At 59.2% G+C, this 16,412-nt stretch carries 15 protein-coding genes; 8 read left to right on the top strand and 7 right to left on the bottom strand.

Annotation, left to right across the window (positions count from 1 at the left end):
* Positions 1 to 58: 58 nt before the first annotated feature.
* Positions 59 to 1,462 (bottom strand): hypothetical protein, encoded by a 1,404-nt coding sequence (locus ABIQ96_RS24050; protein ID WP_348217204.1) that lies wholly within the window; start codon positions 1,460 to 1,462, stop codon positions 59 to 61.
* Between the two features lie 78 nt (positions 1,463 to 1,540).
* Complete coding sequence (locus ABIQ96_RS24055) at positions 1,541 to 3,307, bottom strand: ABC transporter transmembrane domain-containing protein (protein WP_348217205.1); 1,767 nt, start codon at positions 3,305 to 3,307, stop codon at positions 1,541 to 1,543.
* 39 nt (positions 3,308 to 3,346) lie between these two features.
* On the opposite strand from ABIQ96_RS24055, the gene ABIQ96_RS24060 reads away from it, so the two are divergent.
* Positions 3,347 to 3,871: a hypothetical protein gene (locus ABIQ96_RS24060; RefSeq protein ID WP_348217206.1), complete on the top strand. Its 525-nt coding sequence runs from the start codon at positions 3,347 to 3,349 to the stop codon at positions 3,869 to 3,871.
* 52 nt (positions 3,872 to 3,923) lie between these two features.
* Positions 3,924 to 6,695, top strand: a complete 2,772-nt coding sequence (locus tag ABIQ96_RS24065; RefSeq protein WP_348217207.1) for a tetratricopeptide repeat protein — start codon at positions 3,924 to 3,926, stop codon at positions 6,693 to 6,695.
* Positions 6,696 to 6,698: 3 nt separating this feature from the next.
* Here ABIQ96_RS24065 and ABIQ96_RS24070 read toward each other — a convergent pair whose 3' ends face one another.
* Positions 6,699 to 6,998, bottom strand: a complete 300-nt coding sequence (locus ABIQ96_RS24070) for a Dabb family protein (protein WP_348217208.1) — start codon at positions 6,996 to 6,998, stop codon at positions 6,699 to 6,701.
* A gap of 63 nt (positions 6,999 to 7,061) precedes the next feature.
* Here ABIQ96_RS24070 and ABIQ96_RS24075 point away from each other — a divergent pair, with 63 nt between their 5' ends.
* Entirely contained in the window at positions 7,062 to 8,720 is a 1,659-nt protein-coding gene (locus ABIQ96_RS24075; RefSeq protein WP_348217209.1) for a glycoside hydrolase family 5 protein, read from the top strand.
* Here ABIQ96_RS24075 and ABIQ96_RS24080 read toward each other — a convergent pair.
* Positions 8,698 to 8,922 carry a cysteine-rich CWC family protein gene (locus ABIQ96_RS24080; protein WP_348217210.1) on the bottom strand — a complete coding sequence of 75 codons (225 nt, stop codon included), beginning with the start codon at positions 8,920 to 8,922 and terminating at the stop codon, positions 8,698 to 8,700. The two genes, ABIQ96_RS24075 and ABIQ96_RS24080, sit on opposite strands and share 23 nt — an antisense overlap.
* 75 nt (positions 8,923 to 8,997) lie before the next feature.
* On the opposite strand from ABIQ96_RS24080, the gene ABIQ96_RS24085 reads away from it, so the two are divergent.
* The 5 genes from ABIQ96_RS24085 (at position 8,998) to ABIQ96_RS24105 (ending at position 14,487) form a co-directional block, all read left to right on the top strand.
* Positions 8,998 to 9,558, top strand: coding sequence for a pyroglutamyl-peptidase I (locus ABIQ96_RS24085; protein ID WP_348217211.1), 561 nt, complete (start codon positions 8,998 to 9,000; stop codon positions 9,556 to 9,558).
* A gap of 63 nt (positions 9,559 to 9,621) precedes the next feature.
* Positions 9,622 to 11,082, top strand: a complete 1,461-nt coding sequence (locus ABIQ96_RS24090; RefSeq protein WP_348217212.1) for a trypsin-like peptidase domain-containing protein — start codon at positions 9,622 to 9,624, stop codon at positions 11,080 to 11,082.
* A gap of 2 nt (positions 11,083 to 11,084) precedes the next feature.
* Positions 11,085 to 11,555: a 2-amino-4-hydroxy-6-hydroxymethyldihydropteridine diphosphokinase gene (gene folK / locus ABIQ96_RS24095; protein ID WP_348217213.1), complete on the top strand. Its 471-nt coding sequence runs from the start codon at positions 11,085 to 11,087 to the stop codon at positions 11,553 to 11,555.
* A gap of 42 nt (positions 11,556 to 11,597) precedes the next feature.
* On the top strand, positions 11,598 to 12,950 hold the full coding sequence (locus ABIQ96_RS24100) for an ATP-binding protein (protein ID WP_348217214.1): 1,353 nt from the start codon (positions 11,598 to 11,600) through the stop codon (positions 12,948 to 12,950).
* Between the two features lie 166 nt (positions 12,951 to 13,116).
* The gene (locus ABIQ96_RS24105) at positions 13,117 to 14,487 is read left to right on the top strand and encodes an L-serine ammonia-lyase (protein ID WP_348217215.1); all 1,371 of its coding nucleotides are present in this window, start codon (positions 13,117 to 13,119) and stop codon (positions 14,485 to 14,487) included.
* Between the two features lie 19 nt (positions 14,488 to 14,506).
* Here the strand turns inward: ABIQ96_RS24105 and ABIQ96_RS24110 are convergent, their stop codons facing one another.
* From ABIQ96_RS24110 to ABIQ96_RS24120, 3 genes are read right to left on the bottom strand one after another with little or no spacing between them, the layout of a single operon-like run.
* Positions 14,507 to 15,784, bottom strand: coding sequence for a dihydroorotase (locus ABIQ96_RS24110; RefSeq protein ID WP_348217216.1), 1,278 nt, complete (start codon positions 15,782 to 15,784; stop codon positions 14,507 to 14,509).
* A 12-nt stretch (positions 15,785 to 15,796) separates the two neighbouring features.
* On the bottom strand, positions 15,797 to 16,117 hold the full coding sequence (locus tag ABIQ96_RS24115; RefSeq protein WP_348217217.1) for a type II toxin-antitoxin system RelE/ParE family toxin: 321 nt from the start codon (positions 16,115 to 16,117) through the stop codon (positions 15,797 to 15,799).
* A complete protein-coding gene (locus ABIQ96_RS24120) occupies positions 16,114 to 16,353 on the bottom strand; it encodes an addiction module protein (RefSeq protein WP_348217218.1) in 240 nt (79 codons plus the stop codon). Before ABIQ96_RS24120 ends, ABIQ96_RS24115 begins: the two co-directional genes overlap by 4 nt.
* Positions 16,354 to 16,412: the final 59 nt, after the last annotated feature.

The raw sequence follows: 16,412 nt of genomic DNA on the forward strand, positions 1-16,412 counted from the left end.
TCGTTATCAAAGTCGAAATGGTGGTGGGCGATAGGTGTCCGATTTCCGGGAGCGCCGGCTAGTTTGCGAATCTGAGGTTGATCGCCAGTTTCTCCCGGAGGGTATTCTCAATCCTGGCACCAACGACCTCAGCGGTCTCACCATCGAGAAGAGCGCCCAAACCTCCCATTTTCACCAGATTCGGATCGGTGAACGGAGCCTCGGGAGCTACCGGGGGCGTAAGATTGGAAGGATACTGGATACGACCATCCGGCAGCTTGGTGACACCGGGAAGATTCATGAAAGCCAGCAGTTGCTTCTGGTAGTTCGAGTAGGCCGCGACATAGGCATCGTATCTGGCCTGCTGCACGCGGTTTTCTTCAAGGAACTTTCTGATCTTGGCGACGCCCTTCTCACCTTCGATCTGAATAAAATAGTAGATGATGAGATGGGCTGTTCGGTAAAGTCTCGGCAAATCCGCAAGCTCTCCGGGGGATGAGAAACCGGAACGGTGTCCCGCCCATTCGGCATCAGTCATTTTCAAAACCTTCTCCACACGGACCAGGTTAGGCAATTTGTCTCCCTTCAGGTAATCCCGGCGCGCGGAGGTGCTGAGCTTCACATTCCCGCTAGTTCCCCGTTCGTAATCGCGCGCGAAGCGATCCAACACGCCTTCCTCGATCTTCTCCGCGCTAACACGAAAGCTGTTCCCTTCGATCGGGATTGAAGAAACATATTCCGCATAGCCCTCGTTCACCCACAGCGGGAGGTTTTGCAACATGTCGTGGGTAAGCATGTGCGTAAGCTCGTGGACAATGGTTGACGTGTCATAATCGTCCCTGGAAACGCGCCTCAATCCGGCGCTTCCGGATTTCACCCCCATAAGATCCAACGGCGCGAGGAAGACTTTTTCCTTGGGCAGATAGACTCCGGCTGTTAGCAGGGGACCTCCGGCCGCTTTGTATTCATCGGATGTCGCGAAAAGCTTCGCTTCAAATAGGTCGTTCGCGGGTTTCGCCAGGATCCCGAACGGAGATTTCGAATGCAGCCGATAGGTCAGTTCGAACACGACCGCCAGATCCTTCATCAGCGCTTTTCCAAGATTCACGTTGGTCTTAAATCGGAAATGGGGAGTTGTATACTCATAGCCACCACCCGCCACGGCGGTCTCCGTAACATCAATGGTGGAGGGAGTAATCTGTGGATCCACCGGCCATGCGGTCCAAGGTTCGCGGTAGTCCAGAGGATGACTCTTAACAAACGCGTTGTCCGGCTCAGACAACTTCAGGAGAGGGATGGGAGCGACCTTCCCATTCTGCAGTTTCAACATGACGTTCTCACCTTGGACGCCCTCATATCCGGCGACGATCTTGCGTCCATCCGCCGAGGTCCATTCGCGCGTGACAGATACTGGTGTTTGCTGACTCCAAGCACAACTGGCAGTCATTGCCAGTGCAGCCATCGTGATTCCGCCGATTTTCATGAACGGATGAAATGACGGCCGATCATGATCGGCAAGCCCTGAATTCTGATGGACCGGGGAACAGCGAAACGTCATCCATCACACCAACTGCGTCTCCACCAGCAGCTTGTAAGTCCCGTCGCGGGCGAGGAGTTCCTCGTGCGTACCGCTTTCCACGATCTTGCCGTGGTTGAAAACGAGGATGTTGTCGGCGTGTCTAACGGTGGAGAGGCGGTGGGCGATGACGAGGCTCGTGCGGCCGGTCATAAGGCGTTCGAGCGCTTCGTTGACCTGGCGTTCGCTCTCGGCATCAAGCGCGGAGGTGGCTTCATCCAGCAGAAGAATCCGCGGGTTGGCGAGGATGGCGCGGGCGATGGCGATGCGCTGGCGCTGGCCGCCGGAGAGCTTGGTGCCGCGCGGACCGACGATGGTGTCGTAGCCATCGGGGAGCGCGCTGATGAATTCATGGGCGTTGGCCATTTCAGCGATGCGGGCAATGTCTTCGCGGCTGGCACCGGGATTTCCATACTCGATGTTTTCCAGAATCGTGCCGCCGAAAAGCAGGACTTCCTGCGGTACGATGGCCATCTGGGCGCGCAGGCAGGGCAGGCCGATTTCAGCGGAGTTGACGTCGTCGAAAAGGATGCGGCCGGATTCGGGGTGGTGAAAACCGAGGATCAGCGAGAAAATCGTGGATTTTCCGGCACCGGATGGACCGACGAGAGCGATACGCTGGCCGGGCTCGACTTGAAAATCGATGTCGTGGAGCACCTGGACATCGGGGCGCGAGGGATAGTGGAAGTTGACGCGCTTGAAGCCGAGCGAGCCCTGGAGGATGATGTCCATCGCGCCGCTGTTGCGCTCGGTGGGAGTGTCGAGGATTTCGCGCAGGCGGTCGGTGGCTCCGGCGGTTTGCTGGAACTGGGAGATGATTTCGGGAAACGAGCCTAACGACGCGCCCACGAAAATGGAGAAGAGGATAAACGCGGCGAAGTTGGTCCAACCGATTTCACCGTTGGCATACATGCGCGAGCCATACCAGGTGACGAAGGCGATGGTGCCGAACAACGCGAAGATGATGAATGATAGAAACGCGGCGCGGTGACGGGCGCCGCGCAGGGTGACTTTGAAAAACGAATCGAGCGCGCGGTCGTAACGGCGGGCTTCGAAAGCCTCGTTGCCGAAGGCTTTGACATCGGCGATGGATTGGGTGGTTTCCTCGATGACGGTGCCGGCTTCAGCCAGGGAGTCCTGCGCATCGCGGGAAAAACCGCGGACTTTCCGGCCGAAGAACGCGATGGCGAGCACCACGATCGGCACGCTGCCGAGCATGATGAGAGAGAGTTTCCACGATGCGACGAAGATGAAAATAAGTCCGCCTATCAGAATGACCGTGTGGCGCACGGCTTGGGGGACGGCATTGAGCAGGGTGTCGCGGACGATGCCGAGATCGGCGGAGACGCGATTGCTGAGAGCGCCGGAACGCTGCTCCTGATAGAAGCGCATCGGCAGTTTCACCAGATGGGCGAAGATGTCGCGGCGGAGGTGATTGAGCGCCGCCTCGCCGGAGCGGATGAACCCTTGGACGCGGAAGAAGGCGATGATGGATTGCACGGCCAGCACGCTGATCAGCATGAGCACGACGTGGTTGGATTTTTCCAACACGTGGGCGGGATCGACTCCCTGGCGCAGGGCGTCGGTGGGATTTCCGATGAGCTCCTTGAGGTAATACGGGAATGCCAGCGAGAGGATGGCGGTGAAGAAAAGCGCGGCGAGCGAGGGGAGGAAAATCATTTTTTCCTGCATGAGGTAGCTGAGGACCCATCGGTGGGATGAGAGGGGCTTCTTCAGTTTCGGCTCGGGCATGGGCGGATGGGAAACGATGGAGCGGGGCGCGTCAATGGCGTGAAATGGCAAGGCGGAGATTTTCACACCGAGTTTCCCGCTCTTGAGGCTTGGCAAGCGGGTGCCGGGACCCGAAAAGAGGACATGTTCAGCGCCAGCCAACTCACCCCGGAACAAAAAGAAGCGCTCAAAAAGTGGGCCGCCGAGGGAGCCACCATGTCGGACCTCCAACGCCATTTGAAAGACGATTTCGGCCACACGGTCACCTACATGGATACCCGGTTTCTCATTCTCGACCTCGGGATCGAACTGATCGAGGAGCCGAAAGTCGTGCCCAAGGAGGAAGTGAAAGCTCCACCGGTGCCGACCGGTTTCGTCTCGACGACGATGGATTCGCTCACGCTGCCCGGCGCGATGGTCAGCGGAAAAGTCACCTTCAGCGATGGTGAAACGGCCATCTGGATGCTCGATCAAACCGGCCGCCCGGGCCTCGATCCCGACACGCCGGGATATCGCCCGACCCAAGAGGATATTCTGGATTTCCAGAAGCAACTCCGTGATTTGATCCAGAAAAGCGGGCTTTGAGGACAACCCTTGGAGACATGAAACCGCGTCCGCGGCGTTGAATTCGTGGAACATGTCCAGTCAGTCCGGTAGATCACTCACGGCGCATCATCGCAGCCGGGGGATTCTCTTGGGCTCGTTGCTCGCACTGGCGGCACTCGGTCCGGCGTGCAAACCCGAGGTGAAACCGGCGGCGAAACCTCCGGCCGCAACCGAAGTCAAAAACGAACTCGTCGAGCAGCTTGCCGGTGCACGGATCGATCAGGCGAAAACGAAACTTGATCAGAAGCGCCCCGGCGAAGCGCTCGCTTTGCTGGTGTCAGCCCTGAAAGCGGATCCTGCATCCGTTGAGGCCGCGACTCTGGCAGCGACCATTCTCGCGGAAACCGTTTGGAATTTTCCCGCGCTCACGATCCAGCACCAGTTGCCGGTCGAGCAGATCGCTTTCGCCGCGCCGTCATCGCTATGGGTGAGTCTGGGCGGCAACTCTAACGAAACGGCGCGATGGAATCTGGAGACGCTGCAAATCGAGAGCGTGCTTTTCCCGGTTGAACGATGCATCACCCGCAGTTTGGTTTTCGACCGGCTGGCACGATCCGTCGTCATCGAGCGCGGGCCTGTGACTTTGCTTTGCAACTCGCAAACCCTGAAACCGGTTTGTGACCTCGGACCTTTACCTGATTTCGTCACCCCATCCGCCACGGTTGTTTTCTCTCCGGACGGCCTGCTGCTGGCCCATCCCGGATTCGTTTCGGACGCCGATCATTCCATCGTCTGGCATCTCCGCGACGCGATCACCGGGCAGATCATCCGTTCATCCGAGCCGACTGCTTCGAACGCCGCTCGCCCGTTAGCCGCCAGTCTGGACCGGGAAAAACTGCGGGTCCTCCATGCCGACGGCAGCCTGATGGAAATGCCGGTGTCGCCGGTGGAGCCTGCGAAATCCATCCCCATGCCCGAGCCGGTGAAGCTTCTCAGCGCGCAATTTTCGCTGGATGGAAACGCCGCGCTGACACTTCACGAACAGGGTCCGCACGAGCCGCCGGTCCAGTCGGTCATTTCCTATCAGAACGAGGAGGACGGTTCGTTGGAACTGAAACCGCTGGTCAACCGGTTTCCCTGGAGCCGTCAACCTAACATCTGGAACGGCCTGATGGCGGCACCGGAATTCGCGCCCTACACGGTCGAGGGCAATTCATTGAAAATCCTGACGGATCCGCACGCGCCCGTCGAGGTATCCGGCGAAATTTCAGCGGTTGCCTTCGACAGCGGCAAGGTCATCACCGGCGAAACCGACGGAACGCTAACAGTCCATCATTTGCTGCCACCGCCATTGAAAATCGAAAGCGCCACGCCCCCGGCGGCGATCCGCGGCGTGAATGAGACCGCTTTGGAAAACCTTTGCGAAAGCCTTTCCGGAATCCGCTACGACGAGAATGGTCGCACGTTCGGACGGATCGGAGCGGACGAACGGTTCAAGGACTTCAACGATTGCGATTTCGCCACCATCCGGGTGATTTTCCCGACGTTGGATTTCAATCCCGTCCTCGCGGATTTCAAAGAGATTCATCCACGAGCAGCGGGAGCCGAATCATTCCAGCCTCTGTGGAATCGGATGGCCCGGGCGGACCTAACGGGGAAATCTTGGCCCGACATTCTGAAGCTGTCCAAGGGTCTCGAAAACACACCGTGGTATCAGCAACTCACCGCGGCGGTTCTCAGCAAGGCACCGGATCACCCGGTGAATCTGGAAAATTCCTCATGGCACGCCTCCGCGCAGATGGAAGCCATTTTCCAACAGAACGATGGACCGGTAGTTCTAACCGCGATCAAGGAAGCTGGCGGCAAAGGCCCGGCAGCCGCAGCGGCGCTGGCATTGGCGTTGAAATCGAAGCACCCGGAATGGATCAAGGCCAGTCTCGAATCCGCAGTGGACCTGCCGCCGATCGTCCGGCAGATCGCACTTTCACGCGCGGCCTGGCTGGAGGGACACAAAACTACGGCGCTGTCTCCGTGGCCTGAAAAATTTCCCGAAATGAAGGAAGTCCGCCAGCGCGAGGACTGGGAAGGCTGGGAGCAGGCGGATTTCCAACCGGCGATGGAAGCCATCCGCCAGTGCGTGAAGGACGAACTCGTCGCGATTGAAATCCCCGAGGACTCGACTCCCGAGCAGCGCAAGGCCGTCGCCGACCGCCTCGCCGATCCGGAAACCATCGCCACCGTCGGCAAACCCCGCTTCGCACTCGCCTGCATGAATGCGGCCCTCGCCTTTTCCTCACACAAGGAGGATTCTGAAACCACCTTCCAACTCGCCAACACCGCCCGCAATCTCGGCGCTCCACCCGAACCCTGCATGCGGGCCGAGGCGCTCGCTCTAACCGCCATGGGAGATTATGAAAAGGCGCACCCGCTCTGGATCGAACTCATCACCGAGCATCCGCTGGAAACCCAGATTCCCGGCGACTACGCCGAAGCCGCCTACACCGCTTTTGAAAACGCCGATCCCCAACAGGCGATGACCATCCTCACCACCGGCATGCACCGCTACCCGCAGGACGGCAATTTCGCCCTGCGCGCGGGCTGGGTGGCCTTGCTAACAGGAAATTCCGAGCGCGGTTATCAGTTTCTCCAAGCCGGAAAGCGCATCGGCTTTCCCGAGGACAAGCTTGAGAACGCGACCGCGCTGCTCACCATCGCCGCCGCCCAATCCGGTTCATACGATGACGCTACCGTTTATTTCAACGACCTGATGAGGATCGACCCCGCGTGGGCGAAATTGGAGACGCTCGACACCCTCGACTGGCCTGAGGAGTTGAAAACCACCCTCAGCCAGTTCATGCGCTGACCTTCACGCCAAGTCCTTGACCTGCACCTGCTCCCACCAATCCTTGAAAGTGCTGATGAAGACGTGGTGATCGGCATCCACCTGATAGGCATCGTGCTCCTCGATGCTGTTGAATTTCATCGTCAGGGCGTAGTCCCATGACTGGTCGATCACCGGCCGGATCATCACCTTCGCGGGGACCGCCCAACGGCCGCCCGCCACGAGCTTGATGTCGAAGAGTGCGGCAAGACCTTGCTCGAAAATCGCGCGGTCAACGTCGTTTTTATAATCTTCCTTCAGCCAGAAATATACATGGTGGTCCATGCCGTATGGGAATACCCGCCGCCCGCAGCCACCGCAAGCCAAGATCCCTCCGAAAATCACTCCATGACACGCGCCATTCTCCTGTTGATTTCACTCGCTGTTCTCACCCGCGCCCAAGAGCCTGTCCGGCAAACGACGGAAGCCAGGCTTTGGCTTCAAGTCCCGGCCGGTCAAGCTCCGCTCCAGGACATCCGCGTTTCCGCGGGCAGCGCCACTCCCGCGCCGTGGGAGAAAGATCCCGCCGTGCGCGAACGGCTGACCGATGTGATTTTCCCGGTGCGCTGGTGGGATTGGCGGGAATTGTCTCTCAGCTTCATGCCGTTAGATGATGGCACCGTCGATCTGGTCCTCAACGGTCCTTGGGAGCAGGAAAAGCCCGGCACCGCCTTCCGCAAGGAAGTGCTCTGGGATTCGATTTCCGCCGAGGGGACACGGATTGAAAACGGAGACTTCGAGGAGCAAGCGGATGGAAAGCCCGTTGGTTGGAAAGCGCCCTATCAAAACTATCCGTCCGCCGATTCATGGCCTCTTGCGAAAGCGACACCACTTCAAGGGAGCGCGGTCGCCGCTTCATGGCAGAACCGCACACTCTCTCAGACGCTGCAAGTGAAAGCCGGACAAAAAGTCACCCTCCGACTTCACGCCATGGCCGCTACCCTGCCGGATTTCGTCGCACCCAAACTGCTCGGTCAGAACACTCCGGCCCATCAGGCGTTGTCGAAAATCAAGCGCGGCATGAATCTGGGAAACTGTTGGGACGCCCCCCCGCCCTACTCGTGGGGCATCCGTTACACGACCGAAGACATTGATCGGATCGCAGCCCAGGGATTCGACCACATCCGCGTGCCGGTGGCGTGGAGCTACAATCTGAAACCCAACGGCGATGGCTATGAAGTGGATCCGGCGATCCTAACTGATCTGGAGCCGGTCCTCCGCCGAGCGATTGAAAAAGGCATGCGCGTCCTGCTGGACTGGCACCATTTCGACGACCTGACCACCAATCCCGAAGCCAACCGCGCCCGCTTCGTCGCCTCGTGGGAAGCCATCGCCCGCCATTTCAAATCGTGGCCGCCCGAACTCTTCCTCGAGTTGCTCAACGAACCCCGCGATGCGCTCACCACCGAGTTGGCGAATCCGATCTACGCGGATACCATCGCCGCCATCCACAAGATCGATCCGCGGCGCATCCTCTTTGTCAGCCCGGGAAAATGGGGCGACATCCGCGAGCTCGACAAACTCCGATTGCCCGATGGCGACGATCGGATCGTGGTGACGGTTCATTGTTACGAACCCTTCTACTTCACCCATCAGGGAGCCCCTTGGGTTCAACTCAGCGGGCTTCGGGGAGTCACCTATCCGGGACCACCGGCGACACCGTTGGCATTGCCCGAACAATTCAAGGACAATGCCGGCATCCGCGATTTCGTCGAAGGCTACAACACGCTGCCCGCCGATAGAAATCCCTGCTCCGCTATCACCGTTAGAGAACTCTTCGATCTTGCGCGCGATTGGTCGGTGCATTTCGGCAGGCCGGTCCATCTCGGGGAATTCGGTAGCCACAACCTCGGCGATCAAGCCAGCCGTACCCGTTATTCACACGACGTCCGGACCCTCGCCGAGGAGCGGAAAATCCCGTGGGCGCTCTGGGATTGGAAGGCGGGGTTCAGTTATTGGGATTCGAAAAACAACCAGCCGCTTATCAGGGCGGGTTTGTTCGATTGAGCCGGATGAACTCGCGCGGATTCTGTTTGTAGGCCTCCACGCAAATCTCGCAGATACACGTCTTCCCCTGCTCGGGAAGCAGGTCGATCAACTCCATCGGGATCTCCGTTTTCCCACACCAGCATCCTCCGGGATCACTTACGCCACAGTGATTCGGTTCGCCACAGAAAGGGCACGGAGTTTCTCGGGAGGCGCGGGACATTTCACAAGCAGGTTGAAATCCGGCGCATGATACATTTCCCTTCCCGCAGATCAACCACCGCTTCCGTCCGCCACCATGACCCTTCTCGCCACCGCCTTTGGCCCGTTTGCCGGACGCTTGGAAAACGCTTCGTCGCTCGCTCTTCACGAGTTGCGAAAAACATTTCCCGCCCTCCGCACCCGCATTCTTCCGGTGGACGCCGTGGTCGCCCCCGCCAGATTGAAGCAAGCCCTGAGGTCGATCCGGCCGGACGGCCTCATCATGCTCGGTGAAGCGGCGGGCAGCAAAACCATCCGCCTTGAGACGACCGCGTGGAACGAACTGGATTTCCGGATCCCGGACATCGCCGGACGCCAATTCTGCCCACGGCCGATCCTACGCGGCTCCGCAGTGTCGCTGAGTTCCACGCTGCCGTTGGAAAAAATCCACAACCAACTGCAGGCGACAGGGCATGCCATTTCCTACTCCGACGATCCCGGGCGGTATCTTTGCAACCAGCTTTTCTACGTCGCCCTCGACTACTTGGAGCGCAACTCCATCGCCATCCCGACGGGCTTCATCCACCTGCCACTCGCACAAGACTACCCGACGAACCGGTCGGTCGACGCGCTCGAACAAATCATCCGCGCCCTTTGAAATAGCGCCACCAAGATTTCGTTTGCGGCCAGCCACCCTGCCCCTAAGATCGCCCGCAAGTCCATGATCCGTCTGCTCACCTCCCTTTTCCTGGTCGTGTTGGCCGTGCCCGGCGCTCTGGCTCAAACCAAATCCCTGCCGTCGGATGTTTATAAATCCGTGCTTCGCGTCGAGGTGGCCACGCAGGTGCCTGACTACGAAACACCTTGGAATTCGGGACGTTTCAGCGGCGGCATCGGCACCGGATTTCTCATCGGTAAAAACAAAATCCTCACCAATGCCCACGTTGTTTCCAACGGCCGCCGCGTGTTGATCACTATCCACGGCAGCCCGGTGAAATATCCGGCAAAGGTCGAATTCATCGCGCACGATTGCGATCTCGCGCTGCTTTCGGTGGAGGATTTCAAGGACTTCGATACATTTCCCACCTTCGAGCTCGGCGAGGTTCCCACCCTCGAATCCCAAGTCCGCGTGATCGGCTACCCCGTCGGCGGCGAGCGTCTATCAGTCACTCGCGGCGTCGTTTCACGCATCGATTTCCAACCCTATTCGCACTCCCGCGCCGACTCGCATCTGATTGTCCAGATCGACGCCGCCATCAATCCGGGCAACTCCGGCGGCCCCTGCGTGCAGGACGGAAAAGTCGTCGGCGTGGCGTTCCAAGGCCTGCGCCAGGCGGACAACACCGGCTACATCATCCCCACTCCGGTGATCCGGCGTTTCCTCAAGGACATCGAGGATGGAAAATATGATCCCTACGCCGACCTCGGCGTCAGCGAGTTTCCACTCTTCAACCCCGCGATGCGCAAGGCGCTCGGACTCCCTAACGACGGCAAGGGCGTGCTCATCACCAAAGTCGTTCCCACCAGTTCCAGCGACGGCATTCTCAAGTCCGGTGACATCCTCATGTCGCTCGACGGCAAGCCGGTTGACAGCGCAGGAATGATCACCATCGACGGTGAAAACGTGAACCTCAATGAAATCGTCGAGCGCAAATTCGCCGGCGACAAGGTTGCTGTCCGCTTTCTTCGCGACGGAGCGGTCAACGACGTGGACGTCGAGCTGAAGCCGCTCACGTGGTCGAGAATGTATGCGGTGGAGTATGAAAAGAAGCCGCGCTACATCGTCTTCGCCGGTCTGGTTTTCCAGCCGTTGGACACCAATTTGTTCGCCGCCTCGAAGTTTGACGACGTCACCTTGCGCCGCCTCTATACCGACTACGTGCCCAAGGGATTGTTCGAAAAACACAAGGACATCGTCGTCCTGACCCGCGTCGAGAGCGATCCGGTGACCAGCCTGCTCGGCGACTTCACCGGCTACGCGGTGGACAAGATCAACGGCGTCGAAGTCCGCGATCTCGCCCACGCCCATGAACTGCTCAATCCGGAAAAAGCTCCTGAGTTCTTTGTGATCGAGCTCTTCGGCGCGGAACGTCCCGTGGTGATTCCATCGGCCATGGTCGTGGAAGCTAACAAGCGGATGCAGCAGAACGGGATCAGCCATTTGGAGAATCTCCAGGACTGACCATGCCACGCGTCGGCATCGCCCTCGGATCGAATCTCGGAGACCGCCTCGCCAACATTGAGGCGGCACGTGGCTGCCTGCGGGAAATCGCCATGCCGGGAGAGCCGTTTCTGGCAGCATCGACCTATCAGACCGAGCCGCTGCATTGTCCGCCCGGGTCACCTCTTTTCTGCAACTCCGTCGTCGAAATCGGCTTTGACGGCGATCCGTTCGAATTGCTTGAACTCACCCAGTCAATCGAAAGCCAGTTAGGTCGCACCATGGCACCCGAGCGCAACGCCCCGCGGATTATCGATGTCGATCTGCTCTATTTCGGCGATGAGATCGTCGATACCGAAGACCTCGTTCTGCCGCATCCAAGGATCGGCGAGCGGCGTTTCGTTTTGGAGCCGCTCGCGGAAATCCGGCCTGACTTGATCCTGCCGGGGCAGAAGCTGAGGATTGCCGAGCTGCTGGATCGTCTCCCGGAATAAGGATGACAGGCACAAGAACAGATCTGCGTTTCACCCAAGTCCATGGCCACCAAGAAAGCGAAATCTCCGTCCAAACCGATCAGCGTTGCGAGTTTGTTGCGCAAACACTTTCGGATCTCCAACTTGCATCAGCTCGTCACCGCGTCGCGATCTTTCCCCATCGCTGCCCGCGTGGATCTGCAATGCGCCTTGCTGGACATTCTCGAAGCACGCTTCCAAGTGACGCATCGCTCGGGCGTCCAAGCGGGATACGCCTTTCAAACATTTACCTTCAGCATGCTGTCCTTGGATCGGGATCATGCCCCTGTCATTGCTCCGCTAGAATATGAGGACGTGGACATTGGCGAGGCGGTTCCCGTGCGCTGCTTGAAGTCCACGGTGTGGCTCTGCAATCAGGCAAGCCGTCGTCTGGCCATCCTCCTAACACCCGTGTTGAAACACAACGAAGTGGGCGGCTGGCAGGTGGAGATCGCGATGCTTCCGCAAGGCAAGGACCATGATTTTACCGACGACATCCTGCACGAACTGGAGCGCCAGATCAATCAGGCGCAATCGTATCGCGGCAAGGTCATTTCGCTGGAACAGCGTGACAACTACTCAGGCAAAGCCGGAGGAGTGCGTGTGCATAAACTGCGCGTCGTGACCCGCGAGCAGGTGATTCTGCCAGAGAAGACGCTCCAATTGTTGGAACGCAACGTCTCCGAATTCATCGAGCATCGCGAACAACTGCACAAGCTGGGCATGAGCATCAAGAAGGGCCTGCTATTTTACGGACCTCCGGGAACCGGCAAGACACACACCATTCACTATCTGGCCAGCCAGTTGCCTGATCATACCACCTTGCTGATCACGGCGGACCAAGTGGGATTGCTGGATGAATACATGCAACTCGCCCGCTTTCTCCAACCTGCGATGGTGATTCTGGAGGACGTGGACTTGATCGCCCGTGCCCGCACGTCCATGCGCAATTCGTGCGAGGAGGGCATGCTGAACAAGCTACTCAACGAGATGGACGGACTGCGCGAAGATGCAGCACTGTTATTCGTGCTCACCACGAACCGACCTGAGGAACTGGAAGCCGCTCTGGCAGCACGCCCCGGTCGTGTCGATCAGGCGATCGAGTTTCCACTCCCGGATGTCGATGGCCGACGCAAATTGATCCGGTTGTATGCCGGTCAGTTGCAGGTCGGCGATAAGGTGGTCGCCACGATTGTGAAGAAGACACAGGGAGCGAGCGCCGCCTTCATCAAGGAACTCATGCGCCGCTCCGCGCAGTTCATGGTTCGCGCCGGTGGCACCGACGAACTGGACGCCGGGCATGTGGAGGGAGCCCTGGATGAAATGTTGTTCGCGGGCGGCAGCCTGAACGTGAAGCTCCTTGGTGGCGCGGAATAAGGAGGATGGACATTTCTGTCCATCAGGACAATGAGTTGAGGAAGAGAAGAGCTTCGCGCTGCTTCGACCGCTTCCCATTGGCCACGTGGACGAGACGTCCACGCTCCTTATTTCCACCGCTCCAGCAGGATCTCGTTTTCTAACACCAACCGGTCCACACGCCTTCATGACACTTTCCGCGCTCGACCTGTTCACCATCGGCATCGGCCCATCCTCCTCCCACACCGTGGGCCCCATGCGGGCCGCCAGCCGGTTCATGCGCGAGCTTTCGGAGAGGCAACTCACCGCTCAGGTCGCACGGGTCCGCTGTGATCTTTACGGATCGCTCGCCGCCACCGGCAAAGGCCATGGCACCGATACCGCCATCCTGCTCGGCTTTCTCGGCGAAGAACCCGAGAAGATCGACATCGATTCCATTCCCACCAAGCTTGCCGCCATTCGGCAGGGAAAACTCACCGCGCCGTGGGGCGCCGACCTCGCGTTCGACGAGAAATCCGACCTCGATTTCAAACGACTCAAGCCACTGCCGCTCCATCCGAACGGCATGCACTTCACCGCCCTCGACGCCACGGGCGCGATCCTAACGGATTCCGTCATCTACTCGCTTGGCGGCGGCTTTATCGCCAGCGAGGAAGAGATGATAAATCCCCCGCTGACAAAAATCATCATCCCGCATCCGTTCGCCAGCGGCACCGAGCTGATGCAGCACACCGAGCGCACCCGACTCTCCATCGCCGCCCTGCTGTTGGAAAACGAATCCGCCTACCGGCCCGAGACCGAAACCCGCACCGCCCTTGATGGCATCTGGCAGGCCATGCAGGATTGCGTGAAACGCGGCTGCTCCCGCGACGGCATCCTCCCTGGCGGACTCAAGGTGAAGCGCCGCGCCATGGCCATTTACGAGAACCTCCGCAGCACGCCGGAAACCTCGCTCACCGACCCCCTAACCGTTCTCGATTGGGTGAACCTCTACGCCCTCGCCGTGAACGAGGAAAACGCCGCCGGCGGCCGCGTGGTCACGGCTCCGACGAATGGTGCCGCCGGCATCATCCCAGCCGTTCTGCACTATGCCGTGCGATTCAGGAACTCCTCCCACCCCGACGGAGTACACCGCTTCCTTCTAACCGCCGCCGCCATCGGCATGCTCTACAAGCGGAACGCCTCCATCTCCGGAGCCGAAGCCGGCTGCCAGGGAGAGGTCGGGGTCGCCTGCTCGATGGCCGCCGCAGGTCTTGTCGAATACCTCGGCGGCACTCCCAAACAAGTCGAGAACGCCGCGGAAATCGGCATGGAGCACAACCTCGGCCTCACCTGCGATCCCGTCGGCGGACTCGTCCAGATCCCCTGCATCGAGCGCAATGCCATGGGCGCGGTCAAAGCCATCAACGCCGCGCGTCTCGCCCTCTCCGGCGACGGCAGCCACTTCGTCTCCCTCGACAAGGTGATCAAGACCATGCGCGACACCGGGCGCGACATGAAATCCAAATACAAGGAAACCTCCCGCGGCGGCCTGGCCGTGAACGTGGTCGAATGTTAGCTGATCGAAAAATTGAATTTCACCGCTCCAGTAATATCTCGTTTCCTAACACCACCAGATCCACGCTGCCCTTCAGCGTCTGATCGATAAACGGCGTGTTCTGCGATTTCGACTTCATGAACTCCTTGGTGAAGGTCGTTTCCGCTTCGGTGTCGAAGAGGATGAGATCGGCGGGTTGTCCGACTTCGATGGACACGGCGGGCAGGCCCATGATCCTGCGGGGCTCGGCGCTGTAGCGTTTTACAACGAGGTCCCAGCCGAATTTCCCGGTGGCGACGAAGTGGTGATAGAGCGAGACCAGCGCGGTATCCATGCCGGTGATGCCGTTGGGCGCGCTAATGAAATCCTGCGATTTCTCAAACGGCGTGTGCGGCGCGTGATCGGTGGCGATGAGGTCGAAGACGCCCTCGATGAGCCCTTGCAACAAGCCTTCGTTGTCCGCCCTGGTGCGCAGCGGCGGGTTCATCTTGTAGTTCGTGTCGTAGTCGCCGATGTCCTCGTCGGAAAATAACAGATGGTGCGGCGAGACCTCGGCGGTGACCTTCACGTCGCCGCGTTGCTTCCACCAGCGAATGGTTTCCATGCCGAGCTTGCTGGAGACATGCTGGATGTGAATGTGCGCTCCGGTCGCGTGGGCGAGGCGGATGTCGCGGTCGATGATGATTTCCTCGGCACACGCGGGCGAACCCTTGATACCTAACCGATAACTCATCGCACCTTCGTTGAGCGCGCGTGGCCCGGCCAGTTCCGGCACCTCGCAGTGGCTGGCGAAAAACATGCCGAACTCGGTGGCGTACTGCATCGCGCGCAGCAGCACGGCGGGATCGCCGGTGGTGTCGCCGTCGTCGGTGAGCATCTTCACGCCCAGCGCACGCATCCCGTCGATGCCGGCCATTTCCTTTCCGTGGCGGCCGAGGGTGACACAGCCTGATGTATAAACCGGAATCCGGGCGGTGCGCTTGGCGATGTCGAGCACGTTCGCCACCACCGTAGCCGAGTCAATGGCCGGATTCGTGTTCGGCATCATGACCACACCGGTGATGCCGCCGTTGATCGCCGCTTCGGTGCCGCTCGCGATGGTTTCTTTCGCCTCGAAGCCGGGCTCGCGGAAATGAACGTGGGCATCGAACATCCCGGGCAGCAAAATTTTGCCTTTGGCATCGATAACGCGGGCACCTTCGGGAGCAGCCAGGCCTTTGCCGATTTGCTGGATTTTCCCTTCGGAAATCAGGACATCGCCATCGGTGAGAGCGGGCGAATTCTCGGAAGCGATGCGGGCGTTTTGGATGAGGAGCATGGGAATGAAGATCTAGTTGGACGATTCTGGGAAGTTGCGGATTCGATTTTGCCACGAGCCGGGGTGACGCTTGTGGTGAAAAATCGTGGTGACAAAAATATGGGATTGGTCGGAGTCCCACTGGTAAAATATCGAGAAGGGAAAGCGCGGCACATTGATCACCCTGAGGACCTTGTCGACGAGCCGATATCTTTCCGGATCCGCCAATATCCGGTCGAAGGATTTTTCAATTTCCAAGGAAAACTCGGCGCCCAGTCCATCCACCTGCTTTTCATACCACTCGATGGAAGCGAGATATTCATTCCTTGCCTCCGGATGCAATTCAAGCGTCATGCCGCGGAACCTTTGCGTAGCAGCTCCTGAACCTGTTTGAGGGTATCTTCGCGAGTGACGGGAGTGACCTTTCCACTCAGGATTTCCTCCAACCGTTCATGGGCCACCACCAAATGGGCGGCGAAGATCTCGCTCTCGGAAGACACGCTTTCGATGAGCTTTTCCGCCAAGGCGATGCGCTCATCACAATCGAGAGCTTGCGCTTCGTTGAAAAGTTGCTCGGCGATGGCTCTCATGGCTTCAGGTTAGCGGGAGGAACGTGAGGATCAAGCCGTTTGTCAGGTCGCAGAACCCG

It is taken from the genome of Luteolibacter sp., from assembly GCF_039920825.1.
In the GTDB taxonomy this organism is placed as follows: Bacteria; Verrucomicrobiota; Verrucomicrobiia; order Verrucomicrobiales; family Akkermansiaceae; genus Luteolibacter.